Source organism: Acinetobacter sp. C32I, from assembly GCF_023702715.1.
Lineage (GTDB): Bacteria > Pseudomonadota > Gammaproteobacteria > Pseudomonadales > Moraxellaceae > Acinetobacter.
Genome location: NZ_CP098480.1, coordinates 2990948 through 3006369 on the forward strand (window position 1 = coordinate 2990948; position 15422 = coordinate 3006369).

Here is a 15422-nt window from a genome sequence, read left to right on the forward strand (position 1 = left end):
ATAAAAAAGCAGGCTTTAAAGCCTGCTTTTTTATCTAATATTGTCAATATTTCAGTCTATGTTTAAAATAATATCAACAACTTATTTAATTATCTAAAATGAATTTTAGTTACAAAGAATATAAATTAGCCATTTGGGGAATCACTTTTACTGTAGTTCTAATAGCAGCCTTAATTGCTTATAAACATAAGCTTCAAACGGAGCTTGTTGAATCGATAGCTAAAGACCTTTTAGTAGAACAATCACAAATACCTTTTAATGTTAATTCAACGGTCAAACTTATTAATATTAAACAGGATAAGCTTCATGTTACTTATACTTATCAGACATTTAACCATACTGCAGATGAAGTAGATCTCGACGATGCAAAAAACAACTTAATTCCAGAAAATCAAGCATATAATTGCACGTATTTAAAGAATTATATAAAAAATGGTATTGTGGTTGATTACATTTATATAGATAAGAATGGTAAAAAGCTATTCACAAATACGCTTAATAAAAAATCCTGCAATATCTAAAATTTACTTATACAGTTTAAAGCCTGCGTTATTGTTCAAAAAATAACCCAATCTATGATTGGGTTATTTTTAGCTTTAACATTTAAAGCGTATGCTGATCTTTGACTTCTTCCAGAACGTCATCTAACTCTTCTGGGTTTTTAGTTAAGTGCAGAATAGACAATGCCAATCCGCCCCATAAAAACACCATTGAAATCACCATCATTACGATTGCTGAAGTATTCATATTTGTTCTCCTAGCGATCTTTGATTCGGCTGAGTACAATTGCAACGACAGCACAGAAAATCACGCTGCCCCATCCAAATACGCCTTGTAAGCTCATGCTATAACTATCGTAACCGTTTTTCACCAAGTTAAATACGGTCATGCTTAAGGTCGTTAACAAGATCAACGATGTGATCACTGTTAAAGTGAAATCCCAACCTTTGCCCAATTGAACAGTCGAAATACGATTCACATGATCACGCAATTCACGCAAGGCAGAACGTTTAAACCAAGCAATACTGATAATCGAGATCAATGCACCACCAATAATACCGATGTTATTGATGAAGTGATCGACGATATCCACCAGTTTAATCGCATTCACACTAGAGAATAAGATCACTGAAACAAGTGCACTACCACCACCAATAATCGTTACAGCTTTGGTACGGCCCCATTTCAACTTATCCTGCATTGCAGCAATCGGCACTTCCAAAATACTTACCATGGAAGATATACCTGCAACAAACAGCGAAGAGAAGAATAAGAAACCAAATAAATCTGCACCCGCACCTAAACTTGAAATGATTTTCGGGAAGGCAATAAATGCCAAACCAATACCACCACTCACAACATCCTGTACTTCTTTCCCTGCAGTGTGCGCCATAAAGCCCAACGCAGCAAAAATACCAATACCGGCTAAAATTTCAGTCGATGCATTGGCAAAGCCAACAATCAAGCCAGAACCCGTTAAGTTGGTCTTTGGTTTGAGATAAGACGCATAAGTCACCATGATCCCGAAACCTACAGACAGTGAGAAGAAAGTATGGCCATATGCAGCTAACCAAACTTTATAGTTCATCATCGCTGACCAGTTCGGAGTAAAGAATGCATTTAAGCCTTCTACCGCACCAGGTAAACGTAATGACTGAATCACAAGAACCGTAAACAAGACAAATAACAACGGCATGAAAATCTTATTGGATAATTCAACGCCCTTCTTAACACCGCCATACAAAATGATTAAGGTCAGTGCCCAAATCCCAACGATTGGCCAAAACAAATGACTCACGAATTGTAGATCGAAGCCTGTTGCTTTCGAGGTCTGCAAATAAGTATTGAAGAAGAAGCTTTCTGGGTCACTGCCCCACGCCTGACCAATTGAGAAGTAGACATAACTTCCTGCCCAAGTCAGTACGCTGGCATAGTACAAACCAATGATGATACAGACACAGACTTGCCACCAACCAAGTGTCTCACCGCCTTTAAATAGTGCACGATAGGCTTTGGGTGGTGAGTTACGCGCACGATGACCTGTTGCATAATCTAAGAATAAAAGAGGTAAACCAGCAGTAATCAACGCCAGTAAATAAGGGATAAGAAACGCCCCGCCGCCATTTTCATAAGCAACATAAGGGAAACGCCAAATGTTACCTAAACCTACAGCTGAACCAACAGCTGCAATAATAAAACCAGATCGTGATGTCCAGTTTTCACGAGAATCTGCCATAAAACACCTAAATTGTCCTGCTGGCCGTTCCATGCTGCCCTAGGTTTTTATTATCCAACAGACATGAAAAGTGCCATAAAAAATCTTGTTTTGCTTGCATGAAATTTCAACCTTGTGGGTCTCCGTTTACATAGACAAACAAAGCAAAAACCAAACCATCTTCCTTAAAGATTGGGCTTTGTTTTTCTGCTTTTAATAGCCGAACAATACCTGTTTTTATTTCTTTTTACTGTAAATTCTGAAAGAAAAAGTCATCTTTTTTAAACAACTGATTATTTTTCAACAGACTGTAATTTTGACCTTGCAGTCAACTTATAAAAATCAAGTACATAAAACAATCAAGCGCAGCTAAAACTCCGCTTGGGCCACAATCTTTTTTATTGTTTGATGGCTAATAATCTTTCCTCTTGCATATCCCGAATTGCAGAATGAATCCCTTCCCGACCAAGGCCAGAATCCTTCACGCCGCCATAAGGCATATTATCGACACGGAAAGTTGGGACATCGTTAATAATCACACCTCCGACATGTAAATGGTCCCATGCATACAGCATTTTATTGAGATTTTGCGTATACACACCCGCCTGCAAACCAAAACGACTCTGGTTAATGGTGGCAATACCTTGCTCAAAATCCTTAAATTTTTCGAGGATCGCCACAGGGCCAAAAGCTTCATCTTTATAGATTTCCAGCTTGGCATCTACATTTTCCAGCAACGTGGGTTCAAACAACATACCTTGTAAACTTCCTCCAGTGAGTATTTTTGCTCCTTTTTTTTCGGCTTTATCCAGCCATTTTTTTAAGCGAACCGCCTCAGTCTCCTTAATCATGGGTCCAACCAATGTCGTTGTTAAAGCGGGATCATCCACTTTGATTTTTTTCAGTTTGGCGACCAGTTTCTTTTTCACTTCTGCATAAATATCAGCATGAATTAAAATCCGCTGCACACTGATACAGACCTGCCCCGCATGCCCATAAGCGGCGCTAAGCAAACGATCTATGAGCGCTTCATCAATCACAGTATCTGCATCGATCAGAACCGCAGCATTACCGCCCAGTTCTAAAGTGACTTTCTTGCGACCTGCACGTGCTTTCATATCCCAGCCGACCTGATCTGAACCTGTAAAGCTGAGTAATTTAAAGCGATCGTCGGTCACCAAAATATCTGCTGCTTGACGGTCACACGGCAAAATCGACCATGAACCTTTGGGTAAATCTGTTTCAGCTAATACCTTAGCGATCATTAATGCACTGATTGGGGTCAAACTGGCAGGTTTTAAAACAAAAGGACAGCCTGCTGCAATCGCAGGGGCAATCTTATGTGCCACCAGATTTAAAGGGAAATTAAACGGACTGATTAAAGAAATCGCACCAATTGGCACATGCTTAACCATGCCACGAAAACGGGCTGCTGCAGGTGTCACCGCCAAGGGCAACATACGGCCATCATCCAACTGCGTCACCGCATCCGCAGCCAATTGGAAGGTATTAATCAGACGTTCAACTTCTGCACTGGCTGCACCTCGTGGCTTGCCTCCTTCGGCAATCAGGATGTCCGTCAATTCTTCACGCAGTTCATTAAAGCGCTTTACACAATGCAATAAGATTTGTTGTTTTTGAAAGGGCTTTAATGCTGCCATTTCCTGTTCTGCTTTTACTGAAGCAGAAATCGCTTTTTCAAGCACTTTGGCATCGGCCAGAGCAACACGTGCATAGATCGTATTTCGATACTTATCATGTACTTCAAGCCATTGCCCTGTGCTTACCGCTTTTCCCGCGACATACAGTGGATAATCTCGCACGCTTGCTGTATCTGTCATTATTCTTGATCCCGTTATAAAAATTTAAAATTAGACTACTGCATATTTTCCAAGATCACTATATGATTCGCCCATTCACTGATGAATTCACAACAATTCATTACGGTTTTTGATACTGATTAGGACAATGCAATGAAAATATTAAAAATATCAATGCTTGCTTTAGGGACAAGCTTTTGTGGTCTAGCACAAGCAGATATGATTGGTGTAAAAGGTGATCTTAGCTATTGGAATTACAATGGTGAAGTCAATATGGCTGCGCAAACTTCTGCACCAGATCAAGACCTTGATCGTAAAGGTTCTGCACAAGTTTCCCTTGCATTTGAACACCCAATTCCACTGATTCCAAATGCAAAAATTCGCTATGTCAATTTAAAATCACAAACAGAGAAAGAGCTGGCAGGCCAACCTGTCTATGATCTGAATATCGATCATACCGACTTCATTTTGTATTATGAAATCTTGGACACCATCGTAAATGCAGATGTTGGTCTAGGTGCCACTAACCTGAACGGTGATGTAAAAACACTAGGCCTAAGCAAAACTGATATCGATAAAACAGTTCCTGTCATCTATGGATCAGCTGGGGTAAAACTACCTTTCACAGGCTTAAGCGCTAAAGCTGAGTTGTTATATAGCAACTTTAACGACGCTAAAATCACCGATGCACAAGCCGAACTACAATACAACTTTATTGACAATCTCTTGGTCGATGTTGGCTTAAAAGCAGGCTATCGTATCCTCGATGTCAAACTAGATGATTACGAAAAAAATGACCTTAAATTTAACTTTAAAGGTCCTTATATCGGTTTAGACATTCATTTCTAAGCCAATACACTCACATATGAGAAAGCCCTGAATGATTCAGGGCTTTCTCATTTATAGCTTTATCGGAAAAAGTAAAAGCAGCAACAAAATTGTTATCGTGCCAATCAAGATATTCATGGGTAAACCGACTTTAATAAAATCACTAAAACGGTAGTTACCAGGTCCAAGCACCATCAGATTAGTTTGATAACCCAGTGGGGTCGCAAAACTTGCAGATGCCCCCATCATAATTGCAAAAACAAAAGGGATCGGATTCAAATCAGCTTGTGTCGTGATTTCTAACACAACTGGTAAAGTCAGCAATGCCGCTGCATTATTGGTAATCACTTCTGTCAATATAGACACAAAACAATAGGTCAAAATTAATAATAGAATCGCCTCACCTGCACTGAAATGTACGATCAATTGTGCCAGCATCTCAGCAACACCCGTTTTCTCTAAGGCGGCTCCTAGAGCAAAAGAAGCGGCAATGGTTAAAATCACGGTCAGATCAAGACTCTTCTCAGCCTGCTTTACCGTTAAACAGCCCGTCAGCAACATCATCCCTGCGGCCAATAACGCAGCGTTCAACATGCTCAGTATGCCAAAGCCTGCTGCAAAAACAGCTGCCAGTAAAATTCCCCATGACAATAATGCCTTCTCGTGTTGAGGTGGCTCATGATCCAGTTCATTGATCAAAAGAAAATCTTTATTATATTTTTGACGCGTTACAAAGGCTGGGCGTGCTTCCAGCAATAAGGTATCACCAGCCTGTAGTTTAATCTGTCCCAAACCACCCTTGAGGCGCTCACCATTCCGTGCCACAGCCAATACCACAGCACCGTAACGGTTACGAAACTTAGAATCCCGAATTGCACTTCCAATTGCCTCACAATGCGGAGAAACCACCGCTTCAACTAATCGACGACCCGCATGTACTTCTTCCAAAGCGGTTTTTTCGTCAATACTCGCTGGTGCAACCAAACCATGAATCTTTAATAGTTCAGTGATCGCTTCAGTATCTCCAGCAAACACTAAGCGATCATTGCCGAATAAAATTTCATCCGAAGACACGGCAGTTAAAATGGTTTGCTGTCGTTCAATTTCAACCAGATAAACACGTTTTAGATTTCTCAAGCCTGCGGCCGCAACCGATTGCCCCACCAATGGCCCATTTGGGCTTACCACGACTTCTAAGGTAAATTCTCGTAGATTTGAAAAAACATTTTGCTCTTGATGATTGGGCAATAATTTCGGTGCAAACCAATACATGATCAACATTCCAATAATCGCGACAGGCAAACCAATCACCGTGATATCGAAAATGCCAAAACCTTCTTGACCTGTTAGCACTTGATATTGCCCATTAACCACCAAGTTCGTACTTGTCCCGATCAAGGTAATCGTCCCACCCAAAATCGCAGTATAGCTCAAAGGAATCATTAATTTTGACGGTGCGACCCCAATTTTTTTCGACCAGCTATTCAAGGCAGGAATCATGGTTGCAACAACAGGTGTATTATTTAAAAAAGCGCTGAGCGGAGCGATGGGTAAGAAAATTCGCAATAATGCCATGCGTTCAGATTTTGGAGTACCCAATAACTTATTCACAAACAGATCAATTCCTCCTGAATTAGAAATACCTGCCGCAACGACAAACATCGCTGCCACTGTAATCAATCCAGAATTACTAAAACCTGCCAAAGCTTCCTGAGCGGTTAACACACCAAAAACACTTAATATTGTCAAAATTGCCAGCATCACAATATGTGGGGCAATTTTTGAAAAGATGAGTGTAAGTAGTCCTCCTAGTGTTAACGCCAGTGATAACCATCCTTCCCAACCCATAGACAACCTTTCCATAAAAATACAATTCATTGGAGTCTATATAATGAAAGTTGATATACAAATGTGATTTGCTGCTAACCTTAGCTGAAATTATGATAATAAAGCACTATTTATCCCCAGATTTATAAATATCGTTGAACTGAATGTACGCTAAAACCTACAACAATCGCAGCAATTGGCGAATATCCCAAGCAAAGCTTTTCACCTATCATAGAAAGCATAGAGAGACAGGAAGTCTCATTGAGAATAATAAAACACACAGGACGTGGTCGTTAATAGGATATCAACGACATAAACTGAATATGAAGAAGCCCCGTCAGGATGATGGGGCTTCTTTTTATCTATCATTTTTATAGGTGATTTAAAGACTTTTTAAGTACTCAACTATTTCGCTATGTTCTGCCATTTCTGCAAGCTGTAATGCAGTATATTCGCCTTGATACCTCACATTTGCACCCTTACTCACAAGTAGTTTCACCACCGCCAAATGATCGTTCTCTGCAGCGGCCTGTAATGCACTATAGCCTTCATCATCGGTCTGGTTTGGGTCTATCCCCTCTGCCAATAGTTGCTCAACTTGTTCCACATCACCGAGGGATGCCCAATACACCAGCTCAGGCAGATGCAGTTCATCATCTTCAGAGAGTGGAGAGAAAGAGTTAAGTTTCATAATGAATGACCCGTTTTAGTACCAATCTAATTAAAACCTAAATTCTATGGTGTATCTATATTGAATTTTTACGCCCAAATAATATTTAGACTCTAAGTTATGACTTATCAAGTTCATCACACCTACAAAGCAGTGTTTGCATTACAATATTCTTGTAAGGCCATCCCAGTCATCAATTATTGGCATTCTGCCTAACGGGTTTAAAACCTCAATCTCGGCAAGAGTGAAATCCCCTCGACCAAACTGACAGCAATAGCATGCTGTCACAAAATTAGACTGTTCATTCTTTCCACCTCGTCCATGCGGATCTATGTGATCTAATGAGGATGCTAAGGCATACAACGCAGAGTTTGCTGAGAGTTAATACTTGTCCAGTGCTTTTCTATTTGAAATGAATTCGAGAAAAGTGTTCTTGCTTTCCTAGAAATGACCTTTATTCCACAAAATCGACAACGCCACCCATCTCGTAAAAATATTGCATTTTGCTCTACTTGAGATGGCATTCTAGTCGGATCGCGCATTGATATAGGAATCCGTTTTGGCAACTTTGTTTGATGATGGATATCAATACTGAGCTTTCCAACAATACTCTTTGCATATTCGGTAATTTCTGGGAAATTTGCAGCCCAAATCAATGAATTAGTAAGTTTGTAGTTCTTTAAGATAAATGCATCCGCTGCCGCATCCAATAACTTTGCCGCAAGTTCTAACTCTTTAATTGGCTGTTGTAGAGACTGTCTCATATTAACGTCTAATATTTATTTAAATTTAACAATATTTAATCAGGATAAAAATAGCACAACTCGTTAAATATTGGCTTATATTTTTCTTTTTCCATTGCCAATAAAAAACACCCCCAACCAGTTAGGTTGGGGGTGTTTAGATTTAAAAGCTGGCGATGACTTACTCTCACATGGCAAGTGCCACACTACCATCAGCGCTAAGAGGTTTCACTTCTGAGTTCGGGAAGGGATCAGGTGGTTCACTCTTGCTATTGTCGCCAGCAAACTGTTTTGGTTTTGGGTGGTCTTACATTTTTTGCCACTTAGTACCGAAAGAGTTATTAACGGATTAGATAATTGGTCTGTATTGTAACTAGATTTCACACTAAATCAAGTTATGTATTGAATTTATCTTGAATACAACAACTGTTTGGGTGTTGTATAGTCAAGCCTCACGAGCAATTAGTATTGGTCAGCTTCACACGTCACCGTGCTTCCACACCCAACCTATCAACGTCCTAGTCTCGAACGGCTCTTTAGAGGAATAAATTCCTAGGGAAATCTTATCTTGAGGTAGGCTTCCCGCTTAGATGCTTTCAGCGGTTATCCCTTCCGAACATAGCTACCCGGCGATGCGACTGGCGTCACAACCGGTACACCAGAGGTTCGTCCACTCTGGTCCTCTCGTACTAGGAGCAGATCCTCTCAAATTTCCAGCGCCCACGGTAGATAGGGACCGAACTGTCTCACGACGTTCTAAACCCAGCTCGCGTACCTCTTTAAATGGCGAACAGCCATACCCTTGGGACCTGCTTCAGCCCCAGGATGAGATGAGCCGACATCGAGGTGCCAAACACCGCCGTCGATATGAACTCTTGGGCGGTATCAGCCTGTTATCCCCAGAGTACCTTTTATCCGTTGAGCGATGGCCCTTCCATACAGAACCACCGGATCACTAAGACCTACTTTCGTACCTGCTCGACTTGTGGGTCTCGCAGTTAAGCGCGCTTTTGCCTTTATACTCTACGCGTGATTTCCGACCACGCTGAGCGCACCTTCGTACTCCTCCGTTACTCTTTAGGAGGAGACCGCCCCAGTCAAACTACCCACCAGACATGGTCCTCGCCCCGGATTACGGGGCAGAGTTAGAACCTCAACATTACCAGGGTGGTATTTCAAGGACGGCTCCATACAAACTAGCGTTCGTACTTCAAAGCCTCCCACCTATCCTACACAAGTAAGGTCAAAGTTCAATGTCAAGCTGCAGTAAAGGTTCACGGGGTCTTTCCGTCTAGCCGCGGGTACACTGCATCTTCACAGCGATTTCGATTTCACTGAGCCTCTGCTGGAGACAGCGCCGCCATCATTATGCCATTCGTGCAGGTCGGAACTTACCCGACAAGGAATTTCGCTACCTTAGGACCGTTATAGTTACGGCCGCCGTTTACTGGGGCTTCGATCAAGAGCTTCGCTTACGCTAACCCCATCAATTAACCTTCCAGCACCGGGCAGGCATCACACCCTATACGTCCACTTTCGTGTTTGCAGAGTGCTATGTTTTTAATAAACAGTTGCAGCGGCCTGGTTTCTGTGGCTGCCAATAGCTCAGGGAGCAAGTCCCATCACCGTCAGCAGCGTACCTTCTCCCGAAGTTACGGTACCATTTTGCCTAGTTCCTTCAGCAGAGTTCTCTCAAGCGCTTTGGTCTACTCGACCTGACCACCTGTGTCGGTTTCGGGTACGATTCCTGTGTAACTGAAGCTTAGAGACTTTTCCTGGAAGCATGGTATCAGCCACTTCACTGTACAAGTACAGCTTGCTATCAGCTCTCAGCATAGAGCACCCCGGATTTGCCTAAGATGCATGCCTACAACCTTCCACCTGGACAACCAACGCCAGGCTGACTTAACCTTCTCCGTCCTCTCATCGCATTACACAGAAGTATTGGAATATTAACCAATTTCCCATCGACTACGCCTCTCGGCCTCGCCTTAGGGGTCGACTCACCCAGCCCCGATTAACGTTGGACTGGAACCCTTGGTCTTTCAGCGAACGGGTTTTTCACCCGTTTTGTCGTTACTCACGTCAGCATTCGCACTTCTGATACCTCCAGCATACTTCTCAATACACCTTCATCGGCTTACAGAACGCTCCCCTACCACTTACGCTAATGCGTAAATCCGCAGCTTCGGCACATAGTTTTAGCCCCGTTACATCTTCCGCGCAGGCCGACTCGACTAGTGAGCTATTACGCTTTCTTTAAAGGGTGGCTGCTTCTAAGCCAACCTCCTAGCTGTCTATGCCTTCCCACATCGTTTCCCACTTAACTATGATTTTGGGGCCTTAGCTGGCGGTCTGGATTGTTTTCCTCTTGACTACGGACGTTAGCACCCGCAGTCTGTCTCCCGGATAGTACTCATTGGTATTCGGAGTTTGCATCGGTTTGGTAAGTCGGGATGACCCCCTAGCCGAAACAGTGCTCTACCCCCAATGGTATTCGTCCGAGGCGCTACCTAAATAGCTTTCGGGGAGAACCAGCTATCACCAGGCTTGATTAGCCTTTCACCCCTATCCACAAGTCATCCCCTGGCTTTTCAACGACAGTGGGTTCGGTCCTCCAGTTAGTGTTACCCAACCTTCAACCTGCTCATGGATAGATCGCCTGGTTTCGGGTCTATACCCAGCAACTAAACGCCCTATTAAGACTCGATTTCTCTACGGCTCCCCTATGCGGTTAACCTTGCTACTGAATATAAGTCGCTGACCCATTATACAAAAGGTACGCAGTCACCGAACAAGTCGGCTCCCACTGCTTGTATGCATGCGGTTTCAGGATCTATTTCACTCCCCTCACAGGGGTTCTTTTCGCCTTTCCCTCACGGTACTGGTTCACTATCGGTCAGTCAGGAGTATTTAGCCTTGGAGGATGGTCCCCCCATATTCAGACAAGGTTTCACGTGCCTCGCCCTACTCGTCATCATTGTGTGTGCCCTTTCGTGTACGGGAATATCACCCTCTACGTTCGCACTTCCCAGAGCGTTCCACTAGAACACACACAACTTAATGGGCTGCTCCCCGTTCGCTCGCCGCTACTAAGGGAATCTCAATTGATTTCTTTTCCTAAGGGTACTGAGATGTTTCACTTCCCCTCGTTCGCTTCATAAGCCTATGTATTCAGCTTATGATACCCGCCTTATAGCGGGTGGGTTCCCCCATTCAGAAATCTCCGGATCAAAGGATATTTGCCGCCTCCCCGGAGCTTTTCGCAGGCTATCACGTCTTTCATCGCCTCTGACTGCCAAGGCATCCACCACATGCACTTAATTACTTGACTATACAACCCCAAACAGTCGTTAACACATACAAGTGAGTGTTATCGTTGCAAACTTAATTGCCACTGGTTTGTTGTCTGTGAACTTAATCACCATACAGCTTCAATCTAAATTCATATACCAAAACGCTTGATTCAGTGTTTTTGCTAGTTCTCAGATTAAATATCTTCTTAACAATTGCTTGTTAAGCTTATATCTAATCGAGTTTGAACAATTTATTTCAGACTCAATTTTCTAATCTGTTAATGATTAACTACCACCTCGTCGGTGAGTAGTAAACTGTGATAAATCACAGAGATTAATAAACCAGTCAACTTGGACTGTATTCACTAAACTCTATAATCTTCTTAGCTTCAAGCTACATCCTATGTGTGCCTGCGCACAGCATAGCTGTTTGCTTAAATTCTCGGACAAAGCGTTGCTTTGTTTACCCTCGAATTTGGTGGAGACTAGGAGAGTCGAACTCCTGACCTCCTGCGTGCAAAGCAGGCGCTCTACCAACTAAGCTAAGTCCCCAGCTTATCACTTAATGAACGACATATCTTTCAATCCAAGCTACTGCAATCAGATTTGGTGGGTCTGACAAGACTTGAACTTGTGACCCCACGCTTATCAAGCGTGTGCTCTAACCAACTGAGCTACAGACCCTCAGATACATCTTCGAAGAACAACTTGTTGTGGATTCTTACCAGTCACCAATCTTTCGTTAAGGAGGTGATCCAGCCGCAGGTTCCCCTACGGCTACCTTGTTACGACTTCACCCCAGTCATCGGCCACACCGTGGTAAGCGTCCTCCTTGCGGTTAGACTACCTACTTCTGGTGCAACAAACTCCCATGGTGTGACGGGCGGTGTGTACAAGGCCCGGGAACGTATTCACCGCGGCATTCTGATCCGCGATTACTAGCGATTCCGACTTCATGGAGTCGAGTTGCAGACTCCAATCCGGACTACGATCGGCTTTTTGAGATTAGCATCCTATCGCTAGGTAGCAACCCTTTGTACCGACCATTGTAGCACGTGTGTAGCCCTGGCCGTAAGGGCCATGATGACTTGACGTCGTCCCCGCCTTCCTCCAGTTTGTCACTGGCAGTATCCTTAAAGTTCCCGACATTACTCGCTGGCAAATAAGGAAAAGGGTTGCGCTCGTTGCGGGACTTAACCCAACATCTCACGACACGAGCTGACGACAGCCATGCAGCACCTGTATCTAGATTCCCGAAGGCACCAATCCATCTCTGGAAAGTTTCTAGTATGTCAAGGCCAGGTAAGGTTCTTCGCGTTGCATCGAATTAAACCACATGCTCCACCGCTTGTGCGGGCCCCCGTCAATTCATTTGAGTTTTAGTCTTGCGACCGTACTCCCCAGGCGGTCTACTTATCGCGTTAGCTGCGCCACTAAAGCCTCAAAGGCCCCAACGGCTAGTAGACATCGTTTACGGCATGGACTACCAGGGTATCTAATCCTGTTTGCTCCCCATGCTTTCGTACCTCAGCGTCAGTATTAGGCCAGATGGCTGCCTTCGCCATCGGTATTCCTCCAGATCTCTACGCATTTCACCGCTACACCTGGAATTCTACCATCCTCTCCCATACTCTAGCTTCCCAGTATCGAATGCAATTCCCAAGTTAAGCTCGGGGATTTCACATCCGACTTAAAAAGCCGCCTACGCACGCTTTACGCCCAGTAAATCCGATTAACGCTCGCACCCTCTGTATTACCGCGGCTGCTGGCACAGAGTTAGCCGGTGCTTATTCTGCGAGTAACGTCCACTATCCTAGAGTATTAATCTAAGTAGCCTCCTCCTCGCTTAAAGTGCTTTACAACCAAAAGGCCTTCTTCACACACGCGGCATGGCTGGATCAGGCTTCCGCCCATTGTCCAATATTCCCCACTGCTGCCTCCCGTAGGAGTCTGGGCCGTGTCTCAGTCCCAGTGTGGCGGATCATCCTCTCAGACCCGCTACAGATCGTCGCCTTGGTAGGCCTTTACCCCACCAACTAGCTAATCCGACTTAGGCTCATCATTTAGCGCAAGGTCCGAAGATCCCCTGCTTTCTCCCGTAGGACGTATGCGGTATTAGCATTCCTTTCGGAATGTTGTCCCCCACTAAATGGCAGATTCCTAAGCATTACTCACCCGTCCGCCGCTAGGTTAGGTAGCAAGCTACCCTTCCCCGCTCGACTTGCATGTGTTAAGCCTGCCGCCAGCGTTCAATCTGAGCCATGATCAAACTCTTCAGTTTAAAATCATTAGTAGCTTATGGCTACAAATCTTGGCTCATCAATTTTCTGACTAAAAATTCGCTCAAATAAACTTCGAGAAATTTCTACTCTTCAATCAATGAAATATTTTCGATTGATCAACTAGTAAAAATCCACACAAGTTGTTCTTCTATTCTCTTAATGATCTTCTCGATGATTCGTCATCATCAAGCTAGGTCGGCTATATTACTCTCAATTTCTTAAAAGTCAACAGGTAATTTAGATATTTAACAAACTTATCAATCAACCCAAGAACTCAACCACTTTAGCCAAATCCTTGTTTCTCAACAAGTTTTTATCTGCATCACCGCCGATGGATGTGCATTCTACAGCATTCCCAACCCAATACAACCCCCTTTTTTATTATTTTCTTTTGCATGTTTCTTTTTTCTACAAATTCAGTGTTTTCGTTGTTTTTATCAGCTATTTACGTATAAAAAGCAGGCTCATGGCCTGCTTTTTATTTTTTCATTGTGAATTAATCAGTGAAAGTCACACGAGCAATGGCTTTTTTACCCGATTGGATGATTAAAGTGACATTCTCTTTTACAGAGAAGCTCATATCAACCACATTCCAGTCAACTTTTACTGCACCACGACCCACGGCGTCTTTTGCTGCTGCTGCGTTTGGATTTAAACCTGCAACACGAAGAATCGTTGCAATAAATAACTCACCACCAAACTCGCCACGAGAAATCGTCACTTCTGGTGTATCTTCTGGCACTTCACCTTCGGTCACACGGTTACCTGCACTCTTATGTGCATTTTCCGCTGCTTCTGCATCATGGAAACGTTCAACCAACTCAAGCGCCAAGATACGTTTGATTTCCTGTGGGTTACGACCCGCAGCCATTTCATCCAGCAAAACTTTGATTTCATCAAGTGACTTAAAGCTTAGTAGATCAAAGTAACGTTCAATCAAGCTATCTGGCATCGACAGGATTTTTTGATACATTGCACCTGGAGTATCAAATACACCAATATAGTTACCTAAAGATTTAGACATCTTATTCACGCCATCTAAACCTTCAAGAATCGGCACAGTAATACACACTTGTGATTCTTGACCGTAACGACCTTGTAGAGTACGACCCATTAACAAGTTAAAGGTCTGGTCCGTACCACCTAACTCGACATCTGCCTCAAGTGCAATCGAATCATAGCCTTGTACCAATGGATACAAGAACTCATGAATTGCAATCGGTTGATGGTTGTTATAACGCTTAGTAAAGTCATCACGTTCTAACATACGTGATACGGTTTGCTGGCTCGCCAATTGAATTAAATCAGCTGCTGTTCTTTGATTAAACCATTCCGAGTTAAAACGAACTTTGGTTTTATTTGGATCTAAGATTTTAAAAACTTGTTCTTGATAGGTTTTCGCGTTGGCTTCAACTTGCTCACGAGACAACGGCGGACGTGTTGCGCTTTTCCCAGACGGGTCACCAATCATGGCCGTATAGTCACCAATCAAAAAGGTGACTTCGTGTCCTAAATCTTGGAAAGTTTTTAATTTATTAATTAGAACCGTATGTCCTAAGTGTAAATCAGGAGCCGTTGGGTCAAAGCCTGCTTTTACACGGAGTGGACGATTCTCTTTCAGTTTTTTCAATAAATCTTCTTCAGAGATAATCTCGTGCGTGCCTCGTTGAATGAGAGCAAGCTGTTCTTCGGCTGGCAAGAAATTTGACATCACAAAACCTAAACACATCAGTTATTCAAT

Annotated in this window: 10 protein-coding genes, 2 tRNA genes and 3 rRNA genes; 2 read left to right on the forward strand and 13 right to left on the reverse strand. The window is 43.2% G+C overall.

Annotated elements, in window-relative coordinates:
* The first annotated feature begins 98 nt into the window (after positions 1 to 98).
* On the forward strand, positions 99 to 521 hold the full coding sequence (locus NDN13_RS14265; protein ID WP_251115929.1) for a hypothetical protein: 423 nt from the start codon (positions 99 to 101) through the stop codon (positions 519 to 521).
* Between the two features lie 82 nt (positions 522 to 603).
* On the opposite strand, the gene NDN13_RS14270 is transcribed toward NDN13_RS14265, so the two are convergent.
* The 3 genes from NDN13_RS14270 to NDN13_RS14280 all read right to left on the reverse strand — a co-directional run bounded on the left by NDN13_RS14270 (position 604) and on the right by NDN13_RS14280 (position 4056).
* Positions 604 to 747: a methionine/alanine import family NSS transporter small subunit gene (locus tag NDN13_RS14270; RefSeq protein WP_023271084.1), complete on the reverse strand. Its 144-nt coding sequence runs from the start codon at positions 745 to 747 to the stop codon at positions 604 to 606.
* Positions 748 to 757: 10 nt separating this feature from the next.
* Positions 758 to 2236: a sodium-dependent transporter gene (locus NDN13_RS14275; protein WP_251115930.1), complete on the reverse strand. Its 1479-nt coding sequence runs from the start codon at positions 2234 to 2236 to the stop codon at positions 758 to 760.
* Between the two features lie 377 nt (positions 2237 to 2613).
* Positions 2614 to 4056 (reverse strand): aldehyde dehydrogenase family protein, encoded by a 1443-nt coding sequence (locus NDN13_RS14280; RefSeq protein ID WP_251115931.1) that lies wholly within the window; start codon positions 4054 to 4056, stop codon positions 2614 to 2616.
* Between the two features lie 132 nt (positions 4057 to 4188).
* On the opposite strand from NDN13_RS14280, the gene NDN13_RS14285 reads away from it, so the two are divergent.
* Positions 4189 to 4884 carry a TIGR04219 family outer membrane beta-barrel protein gene (locus NDN13_RS14285; RefSeq protein ID WP_251115932.1) on the forward strand — a complete coding sequence of 232 codons (696 nt, stop codon included), beginning with the start codon at positions 4189 to 4191 and terminating at the stop codon, positions 4882 to 4884.
* A gap of 51 nt (positions 4885 to 4935) precedes the next feature.
* Here the strand turns inward: NDN13_RS14285 and NDN13_RS14290 are convergent, their stop codons facing one another.
* The 10 genes from NDN13_RS14290 to tyrS all read right to left on the reverse strand — a co-directional run bounded on the left by NDN13_RS14290 (position 4936) and on the right by tyrS (position 15410).
* Positions 4936 to 6711 (reverse strand): SLC13 family permease, encoded by a 1776-nt coding sequence (locus NDN13_RS14290; protein WP_251115933.1) that lies wholly within the window; start codon positions 6709 to 6711, stop codon positions 4936 to 4938.
* A 361-nt stretch (positions 6712 to 7072) separates the two neighbouring features.
* Complete coding sequence (locus tag NDN13_RS14295) at positions 7073 to 7381, reverse strand: ankyrin repeat domain-containing protein (protein WP_251115934.1); 309 nt, start codon at positions 7379 to 7381, stop codon at positions 7073 to 7075.
* 141 nt (positions 7382 to 7522) lie between these two features.
* Positions 7523 to 7723 (reverse strand): HNH endonuclease, encoded by a 201-nt coding sequence (locus NDN13_RS19860; RefSeq protein WP_353050812.1) that lies wholly within the window; start codon positions 7721 to 7723, stop codon positions 7523 to 7525.
* Positions 7711 to 8124 carry a hypothetical protein gene (locus tag NDN13_RS14300; RefSeq protein WP_251115935.1) on the reverse strand — a complete coding sequence of 138 codons (414 nt, stop codon included), beginning with the start codon at positions 8122 to 8124 and terminating at the stop codon, positions 7711 to 7713. The genes NDN13_RS19860 and NDN13_RS14300 overlap by 13 nt, the downstream gene beginning before the upstream one ends.
* Positions 8125 to 8271: 147 nt before the next feature.
* Positions 8272 to 8386 (reverse strand): 5S ribosomal RNA (gene rrf, locus NDN13_RS14305).
* Positions 8387 to 8544: 158 nt separating this feature from the next.
* Positions 8545 to 11437 (reverse strand): 23S ribosomal RNA (locus NDN13_RS14310).
* A 438-nt stretch (positions 11438 to 11875) separates the two neighbouring features.
* Positions 11876 to 11951: transfer RNA gene (locus NDN13_RS14315), tRNA-Ala, on the reverse strand.
* A 55-nt stretch (positions 11952 to 12006) separates the two neighbouring features.
* Positions 12007 to 12083, reverse strand: a tRNA-Ile gene (locus NDN13_RS14320).
* A 59-nt stretch (positions 12084 to 12142) separates the two neighbouring features.
* Positions 12143 to 13680: ribosomal RNA gene (locus NDN13_RS14325) — 16S ribosomal RNA — on the reverse strand.
* Together the 16S, 23S and 5S rRNA genes with 2 tRNA genes alongside form the textbook arrangement of a ribosomal RNA operon.
* A gap of 497 nt (positions 13681 to 14177) precedes the next feature.
* Positions 14178 to 15410 (reverse strand): tyrosine--tRNA ligase, encoded by a 1233-nt coding sequence (gene tyrS / locus NDN13_RS14330; protein WP_251115936.1) that lies wholly within the window; start codon positions 15408 to 15410, stop codon positions 14178 to 14180.
* Positions 15411 to 15422: the final 12 nt, after the last annotated feature.

Excerpts from the sequence above, each read along its gene's own strand:
- NDN13_RS14295 (WP_251115934.1), bottom strand. The coding sequence starts at position 7,381 with ATGAAACTTAACTCTTTCTCTCCACTCTCTGAAGATGATGAACTGCAT.
- NDN13_RS14280 (WP_251115931.1), bottom strand. The coding sequence starts at position 4,056 with ATGACAGATACAGCAAGCGTGCGAGATTATCCACTGTATGTCGCGGGA.
- NDN13_RS14270 (WP_023271084.1), bottom strand. The coding sequence starts at position 747 with ATGAATACTTCAGCAATCGTAATGATGGTGATTTCAATGGTGTTTTTA.
- NDN13_RS14275 (WP_251115930.1), bottom strand. The coding sequence starts at position 2,236 with ATGGCAGATTCTCGTGAAAACTGGACATCACGATCTGGTTTTATTATT.
- NDN13_RS14265 (WP_251115929.1), top strand. The coding sequence starts at position 99 with ATGAATTTTAGTTACAAAGAATATAAATTAGCCATTTGGGGAATCACT.
- tyrS (WP_251115936.1), bottom strand. The coding sequence starts at position 15,410 with ATGTGTTTAGGTTTTGTGATGTCAAATTTCTTGCCAGCCGAAGAACAG.
- NDN13_RS14285 (WP_251115932.1), top strand. The coding sequence starts at position 4,189 with ATGAAAATATTAAAAATATCAATGCTTGCTTTAGGGACAAGCTTTTGT.
- NDN13_RS14290 (WP_251115933.1), bottom strand. The coding sequence starts at position 6,711 with ATGGGTTGGGAAGGATGGTTATCACTGGCGTTAACACTAGGAGGACTA.
- NDN13_RS14300 (WP_251115935.1), bottom strand. The coding sequence starts at position 8,124 with ATGAGACAGTCTCTACAACAGCCAATTAAAGAGTTAGAACTTGCGGCA.